The sequence below is a fragment of the Microcoleus sp. PH2017_12_PCY_D_A genome (genome assembly GCF_020738565.1).
GTDB lineage: Bacteria > Cyanobacteriota > Cyanobacteriia > Cyanobacteriales > Microcoleaceae > Microcoleus.
The window spans coordinates 102,049-117,802 of the sequence record NZ_JAEQCI010000014.1; the positions used below are offsets into that span (position 1 = coordinate 102,049).

The 15,754-nt window shown below is 46.1% G+C and carries 15 protein-coding genes; 6 read left to right on the forward strand and 9 right to left on the reverse strand.

All coding sequences use genetic code 11. The annotated features are described in order from the left end of the window. Positions 1-434 precede the first annotated feature (434 nt). On the forward strand, positions 435-1,730 hold the full coding sequence (locus JGK39_RS02850; protein ID WP_293295712.1) for a transposase: 1,296 nt from the start codon (positions 435-437) through the stop codon (positions 1,728-1,730). A 33-nt stretch (positions 1,731-1,763) separates the two neighbouring features. On the opposite strand, the gene crcB is transcribed toward JGK39_RS02850, so the two are convergent. Further along, complete coding sequence (gene crcB / locus JGK39_RS02855) at positions 1,764-2,162, reverse strand: fluoride efflux transporter CrcB (RefSeq protein WP_293295713.1); 399 nt, start codon at positions 2,160-2,162, stop codon at positions 1,764-1,766. 106 nt (positions 2,163-2,268) lie between these two features. Between crcB and JGK39_RS02860 the strand changes: the two genes are divergently transcribed. Next, positions 2,269-2,907: a macro domain-containing protein gene (locus JGK39_RS02860; protein WP_293248941.1), complete on the forward strand. Its 639-nt coding sequence runs from the start codon at positions 2,269-2,271 to the stop codon at positions 2,905-2,907. A gap of 255 nt (positions 2,908-3,162) precedes the next feature. Further along, positions 3,163-3,768 (forward strand): hypothetical protein, encoded by a 606-nt coding sequence (locus tag JGK39_RS02865; RefSeq protein ID WP_293248944.1) that lies wholly within the window; start codon positions 3,163-3,165, stop codon positions 3,766-3,768. Between the two features lie 121 nt (positions 3,769-3,889). On the opposite strand, the gene JGK39_RS02870 is transcribed toward JGK39_RS02865, so the two are convergent. From JGK39_RS02870 to dapB, 7 genes are all read right to left on the reverse strand, one after another. Beyond that, positions 3,890-5,464: a hypothetical protein gene (locus JGK39_RS02870; protein WP_293248947.1), complete on the reverse strand. Its 1,575-nt coding sequence runs from the start codon at positions 5,462-5,464 to the stop codon at positions 3,890-3,892. Next, positions 5,451-5,816 (reverse strand): hypothetical protein, encoded by a 366-nt coding sequence (locus JGK39_RS02875; RefSeq protein WP_293248950.1) that lies wholly within the window; start codon positions 5,814-5,816, stop codon positions 5,451-5,453. Before JGK39_RS02875 ends, JGK39_RS02870 begins: the two co-directional genes overlap by 14 nt. Before the next feature lie 467 nt (positions 5,817-6,283). Next, the gene (locus tag JGK39_RS02880; RefSeq protein WP_293295727.1) at positions 6,284-7,741 is read right to left on the reverse strand and encodes a CHAT domain-containing protein; all 1,458 of its coding nucleotides are present in this window, start codon (positions 7,739-7,741) and stop codon (positions 6,284-6,286) included. Further along, complete coding sequence (locus tag JGK39_RS02885) at positions 7,623-8,474, reverse strand: hypothetical protein (protein ID WP_293295715.1); 852 nt, start codon at positions 8,472-8,474, stop codon at positions 7,623-7,625. The genes JGK39_RS02880 and JGK39_RS02885 overlap by 119 nt, the downstream gene beginning before the upstream one ends. 24 nt (positions 8,475-8,498) lie before the next feature. Beyond that, positions 8,499-8,954, reverse strand: coding sequence for a hypothetical protein (locus JGK39_RS02890; RefSeq protein ID WP_293248956.1), 456 nt, complete (start codon positions 8,952-8,954; stop codon positions 8,499-8,501). A gap of 469 nt (positions 8,955-9,423) precedes the next feature. After that, a complete protein-coding gene (locus tag JGK39_RS02895; RefSeq protein WP_293248959.1) occupies positions 9,424-10,131 on the reverse strand; it encodes a phosphate ABC transporter permease in 708 nt (235 codons plus the stop codon). Positions 10,132-10,648: 517 nt separating this feature from the next. After that, complete coding sequence (gene dapB, locus JGK39_RS02900) at positions 10,649-11,476, reverse strand: 4-hydroxy-tetrahydrodipicolinate reductase (protein WP_293213387.1); 828 nt, start codon at positions 11,474-11,476, stop codon at positions 10,649-10,651. Positions 11,477-11,742: 266 nt separating this feature from the next. Between dapB and JGK39_RS02905 the strand changes: the two genes are divergently transcribed. The 3 genes from JGK39_RS02905 to JGK39_RS02915 all read left to right on the forward strand — a co-directional run bounded on the left by JGK39_RS02905 (position 11,743) and on the right by JGK39_RS02915 (position 15,076). Then, a complete protein-coding gene (locus JGK39_RS02905; RefSeq protein WP_293248962.1) occupies positions 11,743-14,298 on the forward strand; it encodes an EAL domain-containing protein in 2,556 nt (851 codons plus the stop codon). A 138-nt stretch (positions 14,299-14,436) separates the two neighbouring features. After that, positions 14,437-14,769, forward strand: a complete 333-nt coding sequence (locus tag JGK39_RS02910; RefSeq protein WP_293295717.1) for a DUF433 domain-containing protein — start codon at positions 14,437-14,439, stop codon at positions 14,767-14,769. Continuing rightward, complete coding sequence (locus tag JGK39_RS02915; RefSeq protein WP_366048583.1) at positions 14,744-15,076, forward strand: DUF5615 family PIN-like protein; 333 nt, start codon at positions 14,744-14,746, stop codon at positions 15,074-15,076. The genes JGK39_RS02910 and JGK39_RS02915 overlap by 26 nt, the downstream gene beginning before the upstream one ends. Before the next feature lie 141 nt (positions 15,077-15,217). Here JGK39_RS02915 and JGK39_RS02920 read toward each other — a convergent pair whose 3' ends face one another. Beyond that, positions 15,218-15,661, reverse strand: coding sequence for an aspartyl protease family protein (locus JGK39_RS02920; protein ID WP_293295719.1), 444 nt, complete (start codon positions 15,659-15,661; stop codon positions 15,218-15,220). Positions 15,662-15,754 lie beyond the last annotated feature (93 nt).

Consider the following 15,754-nt stretch of genomic DNA (forward strand, 5'->3'; position numbering starts at 1 on the left):
GAAAAAACTTGATTTTGAGATTACTGATTTTATACAAATTATCTGTCCTTTGATGACCTGCCACCCGGACACCCCATTGACATTTCCCTACAGGGAGCATCTCAGTTTTGCATTTACAGTGTTCCCCCGCTCAAAAAAAGGAACGCACGTGCGGACTTCAGTCTGCTCTTTAGAAATGCTTCTTGCAAAACTGAGATGCTCCCTCCCTACAGATGCTCAATTAGTATTTTACAAGAATTACCCTGAAAACCCTGTGACTTTAGTCCAGGGATGAAAGGGCGTTGCAGGATTTATCCTGCCCACTCTCAAAGATCTTCAATGTAACGCTTAACTGTTTGTGTACAGATATTGCCCGCAGTAGAGACCAAGTAGCTAGGTGTCCACAGGTAGGCAATTGGTGTATAGTAAACCTATGACAACAAACTGTAAATTAAATGTACGCAGTACAAAAAGATGTTTGGCATTTAAAGGGATTCCACAAAATCATTGTTGAGCAACTACTAAGATGGTCAAATAACCTGTTTAATGTCGGCACTTACGAGAGTCGGCAACGGTACTTTAAGGACCAAGGCGCCATCAAATATCCCGACCTGTACAAGATTGCCAAAACCAACGAAAATTACGGATTGCTTTACTCTCAAGTTGCTCAACAATCCTTAAAATCTGTTGCTGAATCTTTTAGCTCTTTCCGAGCCTTAGAAAAGTTAGCCAAGAAAGGGGAACTTAATCAAAAACCGAGATTGCCCAAGTACAGAACTCCAGGCGGTATGTACCAGATTTCCTATCCGGGACAAGCCTTGAAAATAGTCGGCAATCAGGTGAGACTGCCTCTGGGAAACAAAGGTAAAGAACACTTCGGGACAGATGCTCTCTGGATTCCCCTACCGGAAAGACTCAAAGATTGCCAGATTAAAGAACTCAGGTTAATTCCTAGGAATGGTCAGGTATGGGTCGAATACGTCCACAAATCTCTGACTGAACAAGCCCCTAGTTGCAGCTTGGAAGTAACAGGAGTTTTGGGCATCGACCACGGGATCAACAACTGGTTAACTTGTGTTTCTAGTAATGGTAAATCTTTCATCATTGATGGTCACAAATTGAAGTCTTGGAACCAAGGGTTTAACAAAGAAAAGGCGCGAGTCCAATCGGAACACGCTCGACATAAATTACCCAAAGGTTTCTCATCGACCAGGCTGCAACAGTTGTCAGACACTCGTACAAGAAGAATGAGAGATGCTGTCAACAAAGCAGTTAGAGCCATCGTGGATTATTGCGAAAACTCCCAAATTAATGTCATGGTTTTTGGCTGGAATAAAGGACAGAAGCAAGAAGTCAATATGGGGGGAGTGACCAACCAAAATTTTGTCCAAATACCCACAGCTAAAGTCAAGGATAGACTACAACAAGAATGCGACTTAAGGGGATGGCGATTTTTCGAACAAGACGAATCCTACACATCAAAAGCGAGTTTTTTAGACCAAGATTTGTTGCCCGTGAAAGTCGGTGAAAAACCCGACAATTGGCAGCCATCGGGTCAGCGAATCAAGCGAGGCTTGTACCGTTCTAGCACTGGGTTGTTAATTAATGCAGATGTTAATGGTGCAGCTAATATCATCAGAAAATCAAAAGTAGCCACAGACTCAATTATTGAGCGATTGGGTAGAGGGTTGCTGACTAACCCTTTAAGAATTAAACTTTGGGTGGATTCATCCCCCAAAGTTTGTCCTTAAGAATCCCCGCGTCTTCAGACCGGGGAGTGTCAACTATTTGCCAATTCGTGCTAAAGTGCTGCCTAACTGAACGGCAATTACTCCGAGTATGGCACTACCAACCCAGTAAAAAGTTGCCAAGCTATAGGATCGATCGCGCAACAAGACATTCGTCTCTAAACCGTAAGTCGAAAAAGTAGTATAAGCCCCCAAAAATCCCGTTGCTACCATTAACCGCACCTCCGACGGAACAGCCGGCACCCGTTCAAAAACCAGGGTGATAAAAAATCCCATAGCCAAGCAACCGGTGATGTTAATAAAAAAAGTTCCGTAGGGAAAAGCCGTGCCGAAACGGTTGGCAAACCACAAGGTGATATAATACCGGCTCAATGCACCGGCAATGGCACCGAAACTAATTGCGATCGGATGGCGGAGATTGGGGTCTTGCAGCATCTAAGAATTTTAGATTTTAGATTTTGGATTTTAGATTGAGCGAACTCATGTAATGTATTGTATGATTAAAATGGCGATCGCCATTTTAAAATTATAGAGAGTATGTATGCAAATTGTGCTGGCTGCTGCAGACGATGACTTAGTTAGAGCCTGGGAACAAACTTGCGGTAATATGCAAAATGTCAAGATACATCGCGGCTCAATCTTTGATGTGAAATGCGATGCGCTTGTGAGTCCGACCAATAGTTTTGGCTTCATGGACGGCGGCTTAGATTTAGAGATTTCGGAATATTTTGGAGACCAGGTTCAAGAACGCCTGCAAAAACTCATTCAGACTCGCCATCAGGGCGAACTATTAGTAGGATTAGCCGAAGTTGTAGATACCGATCATGCAGAAATTCCCTATTTAATCGCTGCCCCAACCATGCGGGTTCCGACAATTTTAACAGAGACCGTCAATGTTTATCTAGCAACCCGCGCTATTTTAACTCTCGTAAAATTTGGCACGGTTCCAGACGGAACGCCTGTCAAACATATTATTGAAACGATCGCGATTCCCGGCATGGGTACGGGCACAGGTAAAGTGCCGCCGGATATCTGCGCGCATCAGATGCAAGTCGCGATCGCAGATATCCTCCTATCTCAATACCAATTTCCTAAATCTTGGCTGGATGCCCAAAAATCTCACCGCTTGTTATATGCTGGCGATGCCGGAGATTTGCAGTTGGAAAATTCAAAGGATTAAATTTCCCCCTTTTACAGTGTTTAGAAACCTCGTTTATGGGTGTTGTGTTTTTTTAGGTAAAGTCACTTATCAAAAATTAAAGTGCGCTAAACCGTACCTGCAAGTTGGCGGTATCCTACACGCGAGCTCAACTTGGGCAGATAGAATGTAGGAGAACATGACTAAGTTTTTAGGGCCAGTCTTAAATGCCAGAATGAATTCTGGCGCTACACATACAAAGTCCGCCTTCGCGGACTACAAAAGGAGACGATTGATATGACAGATCCAAATTTGACTGAAGTAACAATTGTAGAGGCTACTCCCGAAACCACGGCGATCGTAAAAAAAGAGATGCCCGATGCGACTGATGAGACGATCGCAGAAACAGCGGCTTTGTTTGAAGCAATTAAAAAACGCGCCGCCGCCGAAGTGCAAGCAGCGGGCGATCTCACCCGCGAAGCTTATTTGAAAGCCCTCCAAAAGGCTTCAGGTGCGATCGAACAAAATAAGTCGATCGCCAAAGAGAGAATGACTGAGGCTGTCAGCCTGTTGAAAAAGGAATCCGAGAAAAATTGGCTGGTGGTGGATGCAATTAAAACCCGGGCTCAAGCCCAGGTGCAAGATGCCGGCGAAGTCAGCCGCGAAGCTTATTTGAAAGCGGTGCGACAAGCGCGGGAAGCGGTGGAACAAAATAAATTAGTCGAACGCGATCGCATCGATCGAGCTGTCGAGCACATCCACAAGGAAACGGAAAAGAATTGGCACGTTGTTGTGGGAGAAATTGAGTCGATTGGTGCTCGATTGAAAGAGACTGCTAAGTCGGCTTGGAACTCGCTGACGGCGTTTTTTGACAAGTCCAATCGCGGCGATTCGGAAAAGTAATATCAAGGATGGAAAGTTAATGTAACAATATTGTCTGTTGCTGGTGCGTCGCTCGATCGATATTTCGTCTGTTTTGGATACTATCGATCGCGACACACCCTACTAATCTTGCTGTCAACTGTCAGCGGAAAGGCAGCCGCTGCTTGATTCTTGGTAGGATTTGCTTGATTTTGGCGATCGCCCATACCGACATCCACACACCAAAACCCGCACCCATACTAATCAGCAGCACTAGAAGAAATGACGGGATTTCAATGTTGCTCAACGGGAAGTAAAATTTGCGATCGGGCGGGTCTTGTTTGATCGAGTATGGAGCTACGCTAGCTACTATGCCGACCAATCCCAAAGCAGAACCTACTGTTTGAATCGTTGCTTCTAATTTTGCATCGCGATCGGCTTGGGCGATCGCCACTACGCCCCTAATTGCTTCCATCGCCTTGTCTAAGGCCACCGTACCGTATTTGAAGTAACCTAGGTCAGCTTTGATTTGTTCGCTGAACTGCGGGCAGGTTTCTTTGCTGAATAATTCTAGGAAGCTCAAGTCAGAATAATTTTTGGTATCCCTATTATTATAAATCTTTCTGGCTTTGATGTCAAGACTTATTTGATTTAATTTATTTTGGTAATTTTTGGCGTTAATGGCGATCGTATTTTGCCTAATTTCCATCTCAATCAGCAGGCGCGCATACTTAACAGCGCGGGGCGGCATATTAATTGTCTGACTTTCGAGATACTCTAATTCCTCTTTCTTTAAACGAGAGTCCTTTCCTTGGCGCTGATAGGCTTCATCATGCTGCAAATACTGAAAAGTGCTTTCAATATCGACATCGATTTGTGCGTATTCCTTGCGAATTTCCAAATAATAGGCGCGACTTTCTTTGTAAGCAAGAATGACTTTATTGCGGTACAAGCATAAATCTAAAAAATCGGAGTAGTAGGTATCCCAGATATCACCCGTGGTTTGACTCTCGAAAAACCAAATCAGAATCTGTCCGAATTTATCAGGGTAATTGGGATAGCCGTATTCCAGAATTGGGCTACCAAATAATTCGCCTTCACGGTAAAATTCTGGGAAATTCTCACCGGAAATAAAGGATTTTAGACAAAGTTGACCTAAACTTTTGATATAATTGGGATCTTCTTGGACAGCGGCTTTTTGTGCTTCGGTTAGCCAAGCGGTAAGTAAGAGAGTTTGAGGGAAATAACTATTAACCGAATTTTGCAGCAAACAGTTATCGGGATTGAACCGCTGGAAGATACTAATATCGACATCAGGTGTTTTTGTATCATTAGTTTTTTCGGGGACGCGCAGGTTGAAGCCCAAAGCGTAACTGTCATCAATCCGCAGGGGTTGGGCCAATCCGGTGAGGGAAATCTCCTGGTTTTCATGGCTGATATGTTTGCTTAAATACAACGAACCCCGATTGTTGACCGCTTTTCCGATCATCAGATTCACGCGGCGGCCTGGTGGTTGTGCAGTTTTGTATAAATTGGTATCGTTAAATTCGGCATTAATATGGAGTTTTTCTTGCAGAATTTCGTTACATTTTTCCCAGAGATGTTGGGGATTCGAGGTTGGTGGTAGGGCTGGTTGTCGGGGATTTGTAGGGGAAATTGAGCCTGATGATAGGATATCCCAGACGTGGAAGGCGAATAAATGAACGTTTGGGGCGCCTACTCGGTTATTTGGATTCATTCTTGCTATCTGCAATATTTTTTTGTTCGAGTTTTTGCATTTCTTCGTAAGCTTTCATAATGATCTCAGGTGCTCTTTTGGTGAGATTTGCGATCGGTTCTAGTGTACTGTGAAGGGCGTCACCCGGATCGGAGATTTCTCGCAACTCATCTCTTAATGCTTCTCCTAAATCGCCATGCTGCGTACACCAATCTTTGATCGTATCACCAATGGCGGATTCATGGTCTGCTAAGTTGGTTATTGCTTTTGCCAAATTAGGTAAATCTTTCCATGCTTCTGAGTCTAATTGAAATATTTTTGGACATTCAGTCAGCAAATTTATAAAAGCAATGAGGTTTTTGTCCGGGTTCATAAATAATTCTCCGTTAATACAATGTGGGATTGTAATCACAAATGGGTTGTTGGGTAGGGGCGGGTTTATGTGAATTATTTGTGCGAATTAAATATGGTTGGTTAACCCGCCCTACGATATTTGGTATGATAATTATACATCTAAAGTACCCAGATTTGTAGGAACTCACTTCGCCGAAATTTATGTCATCAAATCGCAGGAATTGTCAACCCGCCCCATCCCATTGCAGATACAGATAAACGTTTTCTGCGTTCGGGGTTGATTGGTGGGGTAGGGGCGGGTTTATGTGAATTGTTTGTGCGAATCAAATATGGTTGGTTAACCCGCCCCTACGATATTTGATATGACAATTATACATCTAAAGTACCCAGATTTGTAGGGGCTCACTTCGCCGAAATTTATGTCATCAAATCGCAGGAATTGTCAACCCGCCCCATCCCATTGCAGATACCGATAAACCTGTTTCCCTAGTATCCAGTAGCAAAGAATGCCGCCCAATATTTGGGTTTGCGGAAAGGCGGTTCATTGCTTCTATCAAAACTTAACCAATTTTTGACTTTTTCCATCGAATCTTCATCTAATTTTAATAATTCAATCCAAACCATAAACTCCTCCCGGGTGACAGAGCGCATCCAGTTTTGCGTGGCATTTAAGGCGACGGCTACTGCTTTTTGTAGTTGCAATTCTTGGTAAAATTTGATCGTGAATATGGCTGTCGCAAAATCATCAATTTTCCATAATGTGCTGACTACATTCATGCTTCCTGCATACAAGAAGCCGCTGGGTAAACCGATGTACTCATCTGTCATTGCTGTTGAGTTTGTTAACCCGGTTTCGCAGGCGGAAAGTGTCACGAGGTTGCACTGGGGTAACTCTAAATTGCTGAAGATTTCTCCTAAGGTTAGGCATTTTTCAGGGATGACCATTTTGCCGCTTCGCATGGTGACATAGCGCTGTTTTTTGACTTTATTCTCTTGAAGCCCCCCCTTACCAAGGGGGGGTTGGGGGGGGTTAATTTGCTCTTGAAGCCCGCCCTTAGCAAGGGGGGGTTGGGGGGGGTTAATTTCGGGGATTTGCGGCGGGTTAATTTCTGAGGTTGTTTCTATGGAACCGGCTAGGGCTAGTAGGGATAGCAGGGGATTGTTAAAGTCGAATAATCCGTGGCAGGAAAAATGGATATAGGTGGCGTTTGAGAGGTTTTTGGCGTTTTCGGTGAAGGCGATTTTGGTGGCTTGGTTTTTGATTAAGATGTGGTGGGGATTGAATCTTTGTTTGATGGTTTCTACTTCCATGTCGGTATTGGTTAAGTCTTCGGTGGGATTTTGAATGGCAAATAATGGTTGCAATTCGGGGGCCGGGGTTTTGCGGGTTTTGCTGCGGTTTTTGACGATTTCTAGGAGTTGCAAGCTGGGGGCGTATTGCACGCCGCTGGGGAAGCAATCTAGCAGGTATTTCCTAGGGGCGGTTTCTTTGGGTTCGCCTTTGAATGTGAATGGTAGGGCGTGGAGGGGGAATAAATGCAGGTAGCGGTGGGGGACTAAGATTAGTTGTTGGCAATTCTCTGGGATTTGGGCGACTATTTCGTTGAGGCGCAATATTTCGGAGAGTTTTTGCAGTTTGTCGGGTAGGGTTTTTTGCCAGATTTTGTTGGTTTTTTTGTCGCGGTATTGGTCGAGATATTCATCTTTCCAAGTTTCTAATTCGGCTATTTCGGTTGTGGTGTATGTGACTAATTCTATGTTGTTGTGGGTGATGATGAAGGCAAATCCCGTAGGGGCGGTGCCCCCGTGCCCGCCCTCTGGGGAATTACCGATGTACCATTCTATAATGGCGGTTTTTGGATCTAATGTTTGCTGGAATTCGGCGATGTCTATGGGTGAGATTTTTTGAGTTAGTTTGAATTCTGGTTCTCGCTGTTTGAAGATTTCTAGGAATTGTTCTAGTTGCTGTAATGCTGTTGCTAATTTGTCTTTTTGTTGTTTTTGTGATTGGGGGGTGAGGGTGCGGGTTTGAGTTGTGCGTTGGGTGTCTGAGTCTTCGGGAACCCCCCCCCGGCCCCCCCTTGGTAAGGGGGGGAGGAAGAGGGGGAGAGTCATCTGGAACGCCCTCGCCAGAGGGCGGGCACGGGGGCACCGCCCCTACAAGGGGGGGAGTTGGAGTTGGAGTGGGTGTTGATGTTTCTAGGGATTGTTGGAGGGTGGCGATTTGGCGGCGCAGGTTTTGGAGTTGCTGTTTTTCGGATTCGGTGGCTGTTTTGGGATAGATTTCGCTGTTGGTGAAGAGTTCGACTAGGTAGCGGGATTTGCTGCGTTCGATCGTTTGAATGGCTTTGTGATATTGTTGGTGGTTGATGCAGGATTGGATCATTTTTTCGTAGACGTTGAGATTTTTTTCGATTAGTTCTCGTTTGCGGTTGTCGGATGTTACCCATTCGCGACTTTGTTCCACTGCTTCGATGGCTTTTTCGTAGCCGAAGATGGCTGTTTCCCACAAGCTTTCGTCAAATCCTAAATTGCCTAAGTTTCGCCCTGTTTGCAGACAGTCAAGGGGTAAAGCGGTAGGGGTGCGAACCGACAAAGCTAATTCATAACAGGATCTCGCCCTTTCTAGATTATCGCCCCTGTCTCCCTTGATTCTGTCACTGTAAGCAGCAGCCAAATTATTTTGAGTCGTCGCCCAATTTTAGGGGAAAGCATCGCGGGTGTAAACGGACAAAGCTAATTCATAACAGGATCTCGCCCTTTCTAGATTATCGCCCCTGTCTCCCTTGATTCTCTGGCTGTAAGCAATTGCTATACTGTTTTGAAACATTGCCCAATCTTCTGGGTAATCTTCGCGGGTAAAAATAGTTAATCCTATATCCAGACAAGCAATCGCAATCTCTATGTTGCTTCTGCGACTGCCTTGCTGAAGACTTGAAATTTTTAGATTTAAATTGTATAATATATTGGCACGAGTTTCTGCTTTGTCTGCATCGAAGTTGGGCAGTGTTTCTGTTGCCCACTCTCGCAAATATTGGGCAAATTCATCGTCTAATAATTCTAGATTGGCTTGCAGGATGGCGGTTTGTTCTTCGCTGGGACAGGTGAGGAGAGATTCAATTAGGGTGAGATAGGTTTGGCGCAGTGGTTGGTTCATTTTTGACTGCCCGTGTTTGGGATATTTTACATTGTTTGTGGGGGGGAATGCAAGATTGGCAGCGAGCAATGTGCGGGATTTAGCGGATGGATTGGGGGTTGGTTTATGGGTTGGTTGGGGAGGCGGGGATTGGAGAAACTGGGTTTTGTAACGGATGTAGCGGATGGATTGGGGGTTGGTTTATGGGTTGGTTGGGGAGGCGGGGATTGGAGAAACTGGGTTTTTTACAGATTTTGTAGCGGATGTAGCGGATGGATTTGGGGTTGGTTTATGGGTTGGTTGGGGAGGCGGGGATTGGAGAAACTGGGTTTTTTACGGAGATTTGAGACGATGGCGAAGTATGTCGCAAAAACCCGGTTTCTCGCCACTAACCTGAGCTCCTAGAAACCGGGTTTTTTACGGAGATTTGGGACGATGGCGAAGTATGTCGCAAAAACCCGGTTTCTCGCCACTACCCGCGCCGATGGAATTAATAGTCGGCGGACGATCGTCTTTTTGTGCTTCTACTATCATTATCGCCCGTTTTTTTGTTTCTACCTTTTTTAATTTGTTGACTCATTTCGACAAACAAATCTTTGCGTAAATAAGGATAATCACTCACCCATACTTCGCGACTGGGAATGTAAATATCTGATACTTTGGCAATTCTGCCCAAATCTTCTTGATTGGACATGATTAACATTAAAGCAGCTTGGCCGGGGACAATTCCTTGATGATTTTTTTGCAATGGCGCTTTGAGTGTGGTAGTAAATCCGGTTTTGTCGCCGACTTCTATATTGATGCGCGGTTCTAGGTTGTCTACAATTACGAGTTGTCCTTTTTGATTGACTGTTTCTTCTTGACTTGTGACTTCATCGGTGATATAAATATCCAAAACTCGTCCTTGCCAAAAACCGCAATATTTATATTTGCGACATTCTGCATTCCGCAAACTCGCCCAGAAAATCGGCCCCCACAACCAGTACAAACCAGCTATCAATCCGGTAATTAAAACTAGCGGCCCGACATCGGAACCTGCAAAGTTATAGATTACTAGCAGGAATACTACGGCTACCGCAGAGATTAACATTCGCCTCAAAAAATCGGGTGGTTTTCCCCAAATATATTTGTATTGGGCTCCGGTGGCGACGGGGGGGATTAGTTCTTGAAAGGTTTCTCGGGTTAAGGGAATTAGCATAATTTGTCATGGGGTATGGGGAATGGGCTTGCGCAGGGCATGGGCATGGAGAATTGGTAATAGGTTATTGGTAACAGTCGGGCGTGTTAAATATGAACCGGACAAAAAATTAGTAGGGTGCGCATTGCGCACGGTTGTGCCCATTGGGAACCCTACATAATTTGTGCCCATTGGGAACCCTACATAATTTGTGCGCATTGGGAACCCTAGATAATTTGTGCGCATTGGGAACCCTAGATAATTTTGCGCATTGGGCACCCTAGATAATTTGTGGGCATTGCGCAACCCTAGATAATTTGTGGGCATTGCGCAACCCTAGATAATTTGTGGGCATTGCGCAACCCTACATAATTTGCCATTGGGCACCCTAGATAATTTGTGCGCATTGCGCAACCTACATAATTTGTGCGCATTGCGCACCCTACATAATTAGGTTATTAGTTATTGATTATTGGTTATTTACTCCCAATTCCCAATCCCTCCGCTTCGCTTCGCCCAATTCCTAATTCCTAATTTTCTAGAGTATTTTTTCCAATCCGTAAACGAGCGATCGCAATTCTAGAACTTTTCGCACCGATAACAAAACTCCCGGCATATAACAAGCGCGATCGCTCGTATCGTGCCGTAAAGTATAAACTTGACCTGCACCGCCAAAAATTACCTCTTGGTGGGCAATTAAGCCTGGTAAACGGATGCTGTGAATCCGAATCCCTTCATCGGCTACCGAACCGCGAGCTCCGGCTATTTTTTCGGTTTCCTCAACTTCGGGCACATTGAAAGTTTTTCCCAATTCTGCTAGCATTTGGGCAGTTTGAATCGCCGTGCCGCTGGGAGCGTCGGCTTTTTGATTGTGGTGCAGCTCGATAATTTCTACGTGTTCAAAATACTGAGATGCGGTGACGGCGGCTTGTTGCAGCAAAACCATGCCGATCGAGAAATTGGGTATAATCAAACAGCCGATGCTGGCTTTGTCAGCGAATTCACCTAAGTTATCAATTTGCTTGCTGCTCAATCCTGTAGTCCCAACTACCGGGCGTATACCATAAGCTATAGCCGATCGCACATTTTCATAGACTGACGAAGGGTGCGTAAAATCTACCATCACGCCTAACTGCTTTTCCTGAGACGCTAATACCAGCATTCCTTGCAAGTCGTCAGTGACGGGAACTTCTAACGGGCCGCATCCGGCTAATTCCCCCGCATCGGCGTTGAGGCACTCAGGAGAACGGTCTACAGCCCCAAATAAAGTCATGTCATCAGCATTGGCGATCGCCTTAATTACTTCGCGGCCCATCTTGCCGCCAGCACCGTTAACAATCACCGGAATCGGAAGTTGATTCGCCATAATCTCAAAAATATCCTGAAACTTCGATCGACTAAATTTTAACGCTTGTGGGAATTTAGGGAAACAGGGGAATAAAAAACAGGACTTGTCGGCAAATCTTCAACAACCCGGTTTCCCCTCCCGAAATACTTGGCAAAATCGAGTAATTAACTTAAATAAACTCGGTTTCGGCACAATTTCTGAAAAAATTACACTCAATCTCATAATAAGCTCAATTCTGTGGAACAGACTTGTGCGAAGCGAATTTGCACCCATATATTTTTTCTGTGACTCCCAAATTCTCTCGAAATCTTCGTTATGTACTGTCTGTCGCCACTGGCCTCGATCTGAGTTCTCCAGGCCGCCGGGTCAGAATTTTGCCTGCAATGCTGGCGGGTGCTACTGTAACGCTGCTGAATCTGGGAGTTCAACGGTTGGGATGGCTGCAAAGCTGGGAATTGGGCAGTTTTGACTCGTTAGTACGCTTGCAGCCCGATGCGGGCCGCGATCCGAGGCTGCTGATCGTGGGAATTTCCGAGGCCGATATTCAAGCTTTGGGGAGATTTCCGGTTTCCGACGGTGCGATCGCCCAAACCTTGACAAAATTGCAAAAGTACCAGCCAAAAGTCATCGGTTTGGACTTGTACCGAGATTTGCCGCAACCACCGGGACACGAAGAATTGCTGGTCAAGCTGAAAGCACCGAATGTAGTGGCGATCGCCAAAATGAGCGATGCAGAAAGTCCGGGAGTCCCGGCGCCCCAAGGAATACCGCCCGATCGAATCGGTTTTAACGACTTCGTGCTCGACGCTGACGGCGTGGTGCGCCGCCATTTACTCTCAGTCTCGCAAGCAAACAAGACTACTGTTTCGTCGTTTTCTTTGCAACTGGCTCTGCTGTATCTCAAAGACAGAGTGCAGCAGAAAAATAGCCCTGTCAATCCCCACCAAATCAACTGGGGTAAAGCAGAATTTCTGCCTTTAAAGTCTGACAGCGGCGGCTATGCAAATCTCGATGCCAGAGGCTACCAAATTCTGCTCAAATACCGATCGGGGAAGAATGTAGCGCGACAAGTCAGTATCTCGCAGGTATTGAAGGGGGAAATTGACCCAAGCTGGATAAAGGACAAAATTGTGCTGATCGGAACGACAGCACCTAGTACCAGAGACGTGTTTCTGACGCCCTACAGTCCGGTTCAAAAACAAACTCCGAAAATGCCGGGGGTGATCCTGCACGCCCAAATGCTCAGCCAAATATTGAGTGCCGTTTTGGAGGGGCGATCGCTGTTTTGGATCTGGCCGCAATGGGCAGAAATTTTGTGGAACGCTTCTTGGGCTGTGCTTGGCGGGGTTGTGGCTTGGCGTATCGTGCACCCGGCGAGGGCGGTATTGGTTGGGGGCGCGGTGTTGATGGGGCTGCTGGGAATTAGTTTTGCGATTTTTATTGGGGGTGGGTGGGTGCCGCTGGTATCGCCGGCTTTGGGTTTGGTGGTGACTGGTGTGGGCGTCAGCGCTTACAGGAAGGTTTACGATGCTTTTCACGACTGTCTGACGGGTTTGCCGAACCGGGATTTGTTTGTGGAATGTTTGGGGCGGGCGATCGCCCACAATAAAGGCCACCACAGCTATCTGTTTGCAGTGCTGTTTATTGATTTAGACCGATTTAAGGTAATTAATGATTCTCTAGGTCATTTGGTAGGGGACGAACTGTTGATCGCCGTGGTGCGGAGGCTGAGGGCAAGTATTGCTCGCGCGGATACTGTGGCGCGGGTGGGGGGTGACGATTTTGCGATTTTGGCGAGGAATGTCGATCTCGGGAGTGCGATCGATTTGACCGATCGAATTCACCAAGCTTTAATTGTGCCTTTTGAGGTGAGAGGGCAGGAGGTGTTTGTCACGGCTAGTATCGGAATTGCGGTGGGGGGCGAACCAACTGCTACCGCCCGGGAACAGCCGGAACACTTGCTGCGAGACGCCCACACGGCGATGTACCGGGCCAAGGCTTTGGGAACGGGAAGGTATCAGGTGTTTAATGCTTCGATGCACGATTTGGCATTGGAGAGGTTGCGGTTGGAAACTGATTTGCGGATGGCCCTGAAGCGTCGGGAGTTTTTGCTGCACTACCAGCCGTTTGTGTGTTTGGCCAGCGGGAAGATTATTGGATTTGAGGCTTTGGTGCGGTGGCAGCACCCCCAGCGGGGCTTGATTTCGCCGGTCAAGTTTATTCCGGTGGCTGAGGAAACGGGGGCAATTGTGCCGCTTGGTGAGTGGGTATTGGAGGAAGCTTGCCGGCAGTTGCGACTCTGGGAAGAAATGTTTGATTTCGATCGCCCTTTGATTATGAGTGTAAATTTATCTGGGAAGCAGTTTGCTCAGGCGGATTTAGTCGATCGCCTGAAGGCTATTTTGGCAGAAACGGGTTTGCGTCCCGAGAATTTGAAGTTGGAGATTACTGAGAGTGTGGTGATGGATGATGTGGAGTCGGCGATCGGGGTTTTAAAGCAGATGAAAGCGTTAAATGTCAAGTTGGGAATTGATGATTTTGGGACTGGTTATTCGTCGTTGAGTTATTTGAGTCGGTTTCCTACGGATACGTTGAAGGTTGATAAGTCCTTTGTGGGGCTGATGGAATTGGGTGAGGGGGACAATGTGGCGATCGTCCGAACAATTGTCACCCTGGCCCACGCTTTGGGAATGGATGTGATTGCTGAGGGCGTGGAGACGGCGGCACAATTAGCTAGGTTAAGGGCGATCGGCTGCGAATACGGCCAAGGTTATTTTTTTGCTAAGCCTTTACCGAGCGAAGATGCGACTGCTTTGATGGCTTCGGAACCCCAGTGGTAGTTGTTAGTTATTGGTTATTGGTTATTTGTTCATATACAATAATCCTTATATCGTTTCATGGCGATCGCCCTAATTGTCAAGTAGACCTGGTTTGGGATAAACTAATATAGATGCTCACTTGAATTTTGAGGAAATTATATGACAGCAGTGATTGCAGAACATATTGAAATTACTCCCGGAGTATGCGGTGGCAAACCCCGCATTGCTGGGCATCGAATTAGGGTTCAAGATGTGGTCATTTGGCATGAAAAAATGGGTATGTCTCCTGATGAAATTGTGTCGCGGCATCCCACAATCACCCTAGCGGATGTATATGCAGCATTGACTTATTACCACGACCATTTTGAGGAAATCCGGCAACAAATACGAGATAGTGAAGCTTTTGTCCAGGAATTGCAAGCAAAAAATCCTTCCAAGGTGCAACAGAAATTAAGAGGGCAGAATCTTGGACAAGATACGATTTCACTTTGATGAGCAAGTCGAACGGGCGATCGCAGAAGCTTTGAGAAGGCGAGGTATTGATGTCACAACTACACCAGAAGCAGGACTTTTAGGTGCAGTTGATGAAGAACAATTAGCTTTCGCGATTTCTCAACAGCGAGTAATATTTACCCAGGACGACGATTTTTTAGCAATTCATCAGCGCGGTTTAGAGCATTCTGGTATTGTTTACTGCCACCAAAATAGTCGTTCACTTGGTGAAATTGTGCGCGGTTTAATTTTGATTTGGGAGGTACTAGAACCGTCGGATATGCAAAACCATCTAGAGTTTATTTGACTAAAGCGGTTGCCATGCTTGCCGACTCCTGGTACGCACAGAACATTGTTGTGTCATGACTGTGAATTGACGAGATAATTTTTTTTCGTTGTTGCGGGACTGGGTAGGAATTGCGATCGCTCTTTCGACAAAAAAAATCAGCTACATAATCGTCAAATAAGTATCGACAGATTCCGAGGGTAAAACCTTTAAAGTTTGGTGGCGCAAATCTGGTTCTAAACCGAGGGCTTCGAGAGGAATTACGCCAATTAAAGCATCTCGCCCTCCGGGTAATTCCAGGCACTCAAAAGTGCCTTCTCTACCGCAAAGTGAAATCTTAGCATCTTGAAAGATGCGCGCTTTGCTGAGTCCCGTTGCGGTGGCCACATCCACTTCTTTAAGCAGTTCGAGGCCGAGTTGGGCGATCGCCCCTGGAGGCAGGCATAATGTAGTAGCACCGGTATCTACCACCACGTTATCTAGGGTGATCGAACGTATTTCCTCAGTTGGAATGAATCCCCGTGCAGCAGCGGACTGGTCGGCACGATTGGTAACTGTCAGCGTAACTAAAACTTTGCCCATTGATTTGTCGGAAGTTGCGTACATAGATTCATCCTCCCAGTTACTGTATCTCAATTATGGCAAATTTTCTCGACTTCAAGGGATCTCGCACTCTCGGATAAGGGAAAGTGCGATCGC

Bases quoted from the DNA above. Each gene is read 5' to 3' on its own strand.
- JGK39_RS02875 (WP_293248950.1), bottom strand. From the start codon at position 5,816: ATGAACCCGGACAAAAACCTCATTGCTTTTATAAATTTGCTGACTGAA.
- JGK39_RS02890 (WP_293248956.1), bottom strand. From the start codon at position 8,954: ATGAACCAACCACTGCGCCAAACCTATCTCACCCTAATTGAATCTCTC.
- crcB (WP_293295713.1), bottom strand. From the start codon at position 2,162: ATGCTGCAAGACCCCAATCTCCGCCATCCGATCGCAATTAGTTTCGGT.
- JGK39_RS02920 (WP_293295719.1), bottom strand. From the start codon at position 15,661: ATGTACGCAACTTCCGACAAATCAATGGGCAAAGTTTTAGTTACGCTG.
- JGK39_RS02850 (WP_293295712.1), top strand. From the start codon at position 435: ATGTACGCAGTACAAAAAGATGTTTGGCATTTAAAGGGATTCCACAAA.
- dapB (WP_293213387.1), bottom strand. From the start codon at position 11,476: ATGGCGAATCAACTTCCGATTCCGGTGATTGTTAACGGTGCTGGCGGC.
- JGK39_RS02860 (WP_293248941.1), top strand. From the start codon at position 2,269: ATGCAAATTGTGCTGGCTGCTGCAGACGATGACTTAGTTAGAGCCTGG.
- JGK39_RS02895 (WP_293248959.1), bottom strand. From the start codon at position 10,131: ATGCTAATTCCCTTAACCCGAGAAACCTTTCAAGAACTAATCCCCCCC.
- JGK39_RS02865 (WP_293248944.1), top strand. From the start codon at position 3,163: ATGACAGATCCAAATTTGACTGAAGTAACAATTGTAGAGGCTACTCCC.
- JGK39_RS02870 (WP_293248947.1), bottom strand. From the start codon at position 5,464: ATGAATCCAAATAACCGAGTAGGCGCCCCAAACGTTCATTTATTCGCC.
- JGK39_RS02910 (WP_293295717.1), top strand. From the start codon at position 14,437: ATGACAGCAGTGATTGCAGAACATATTGAAATTACTCCCGGAGTATGC.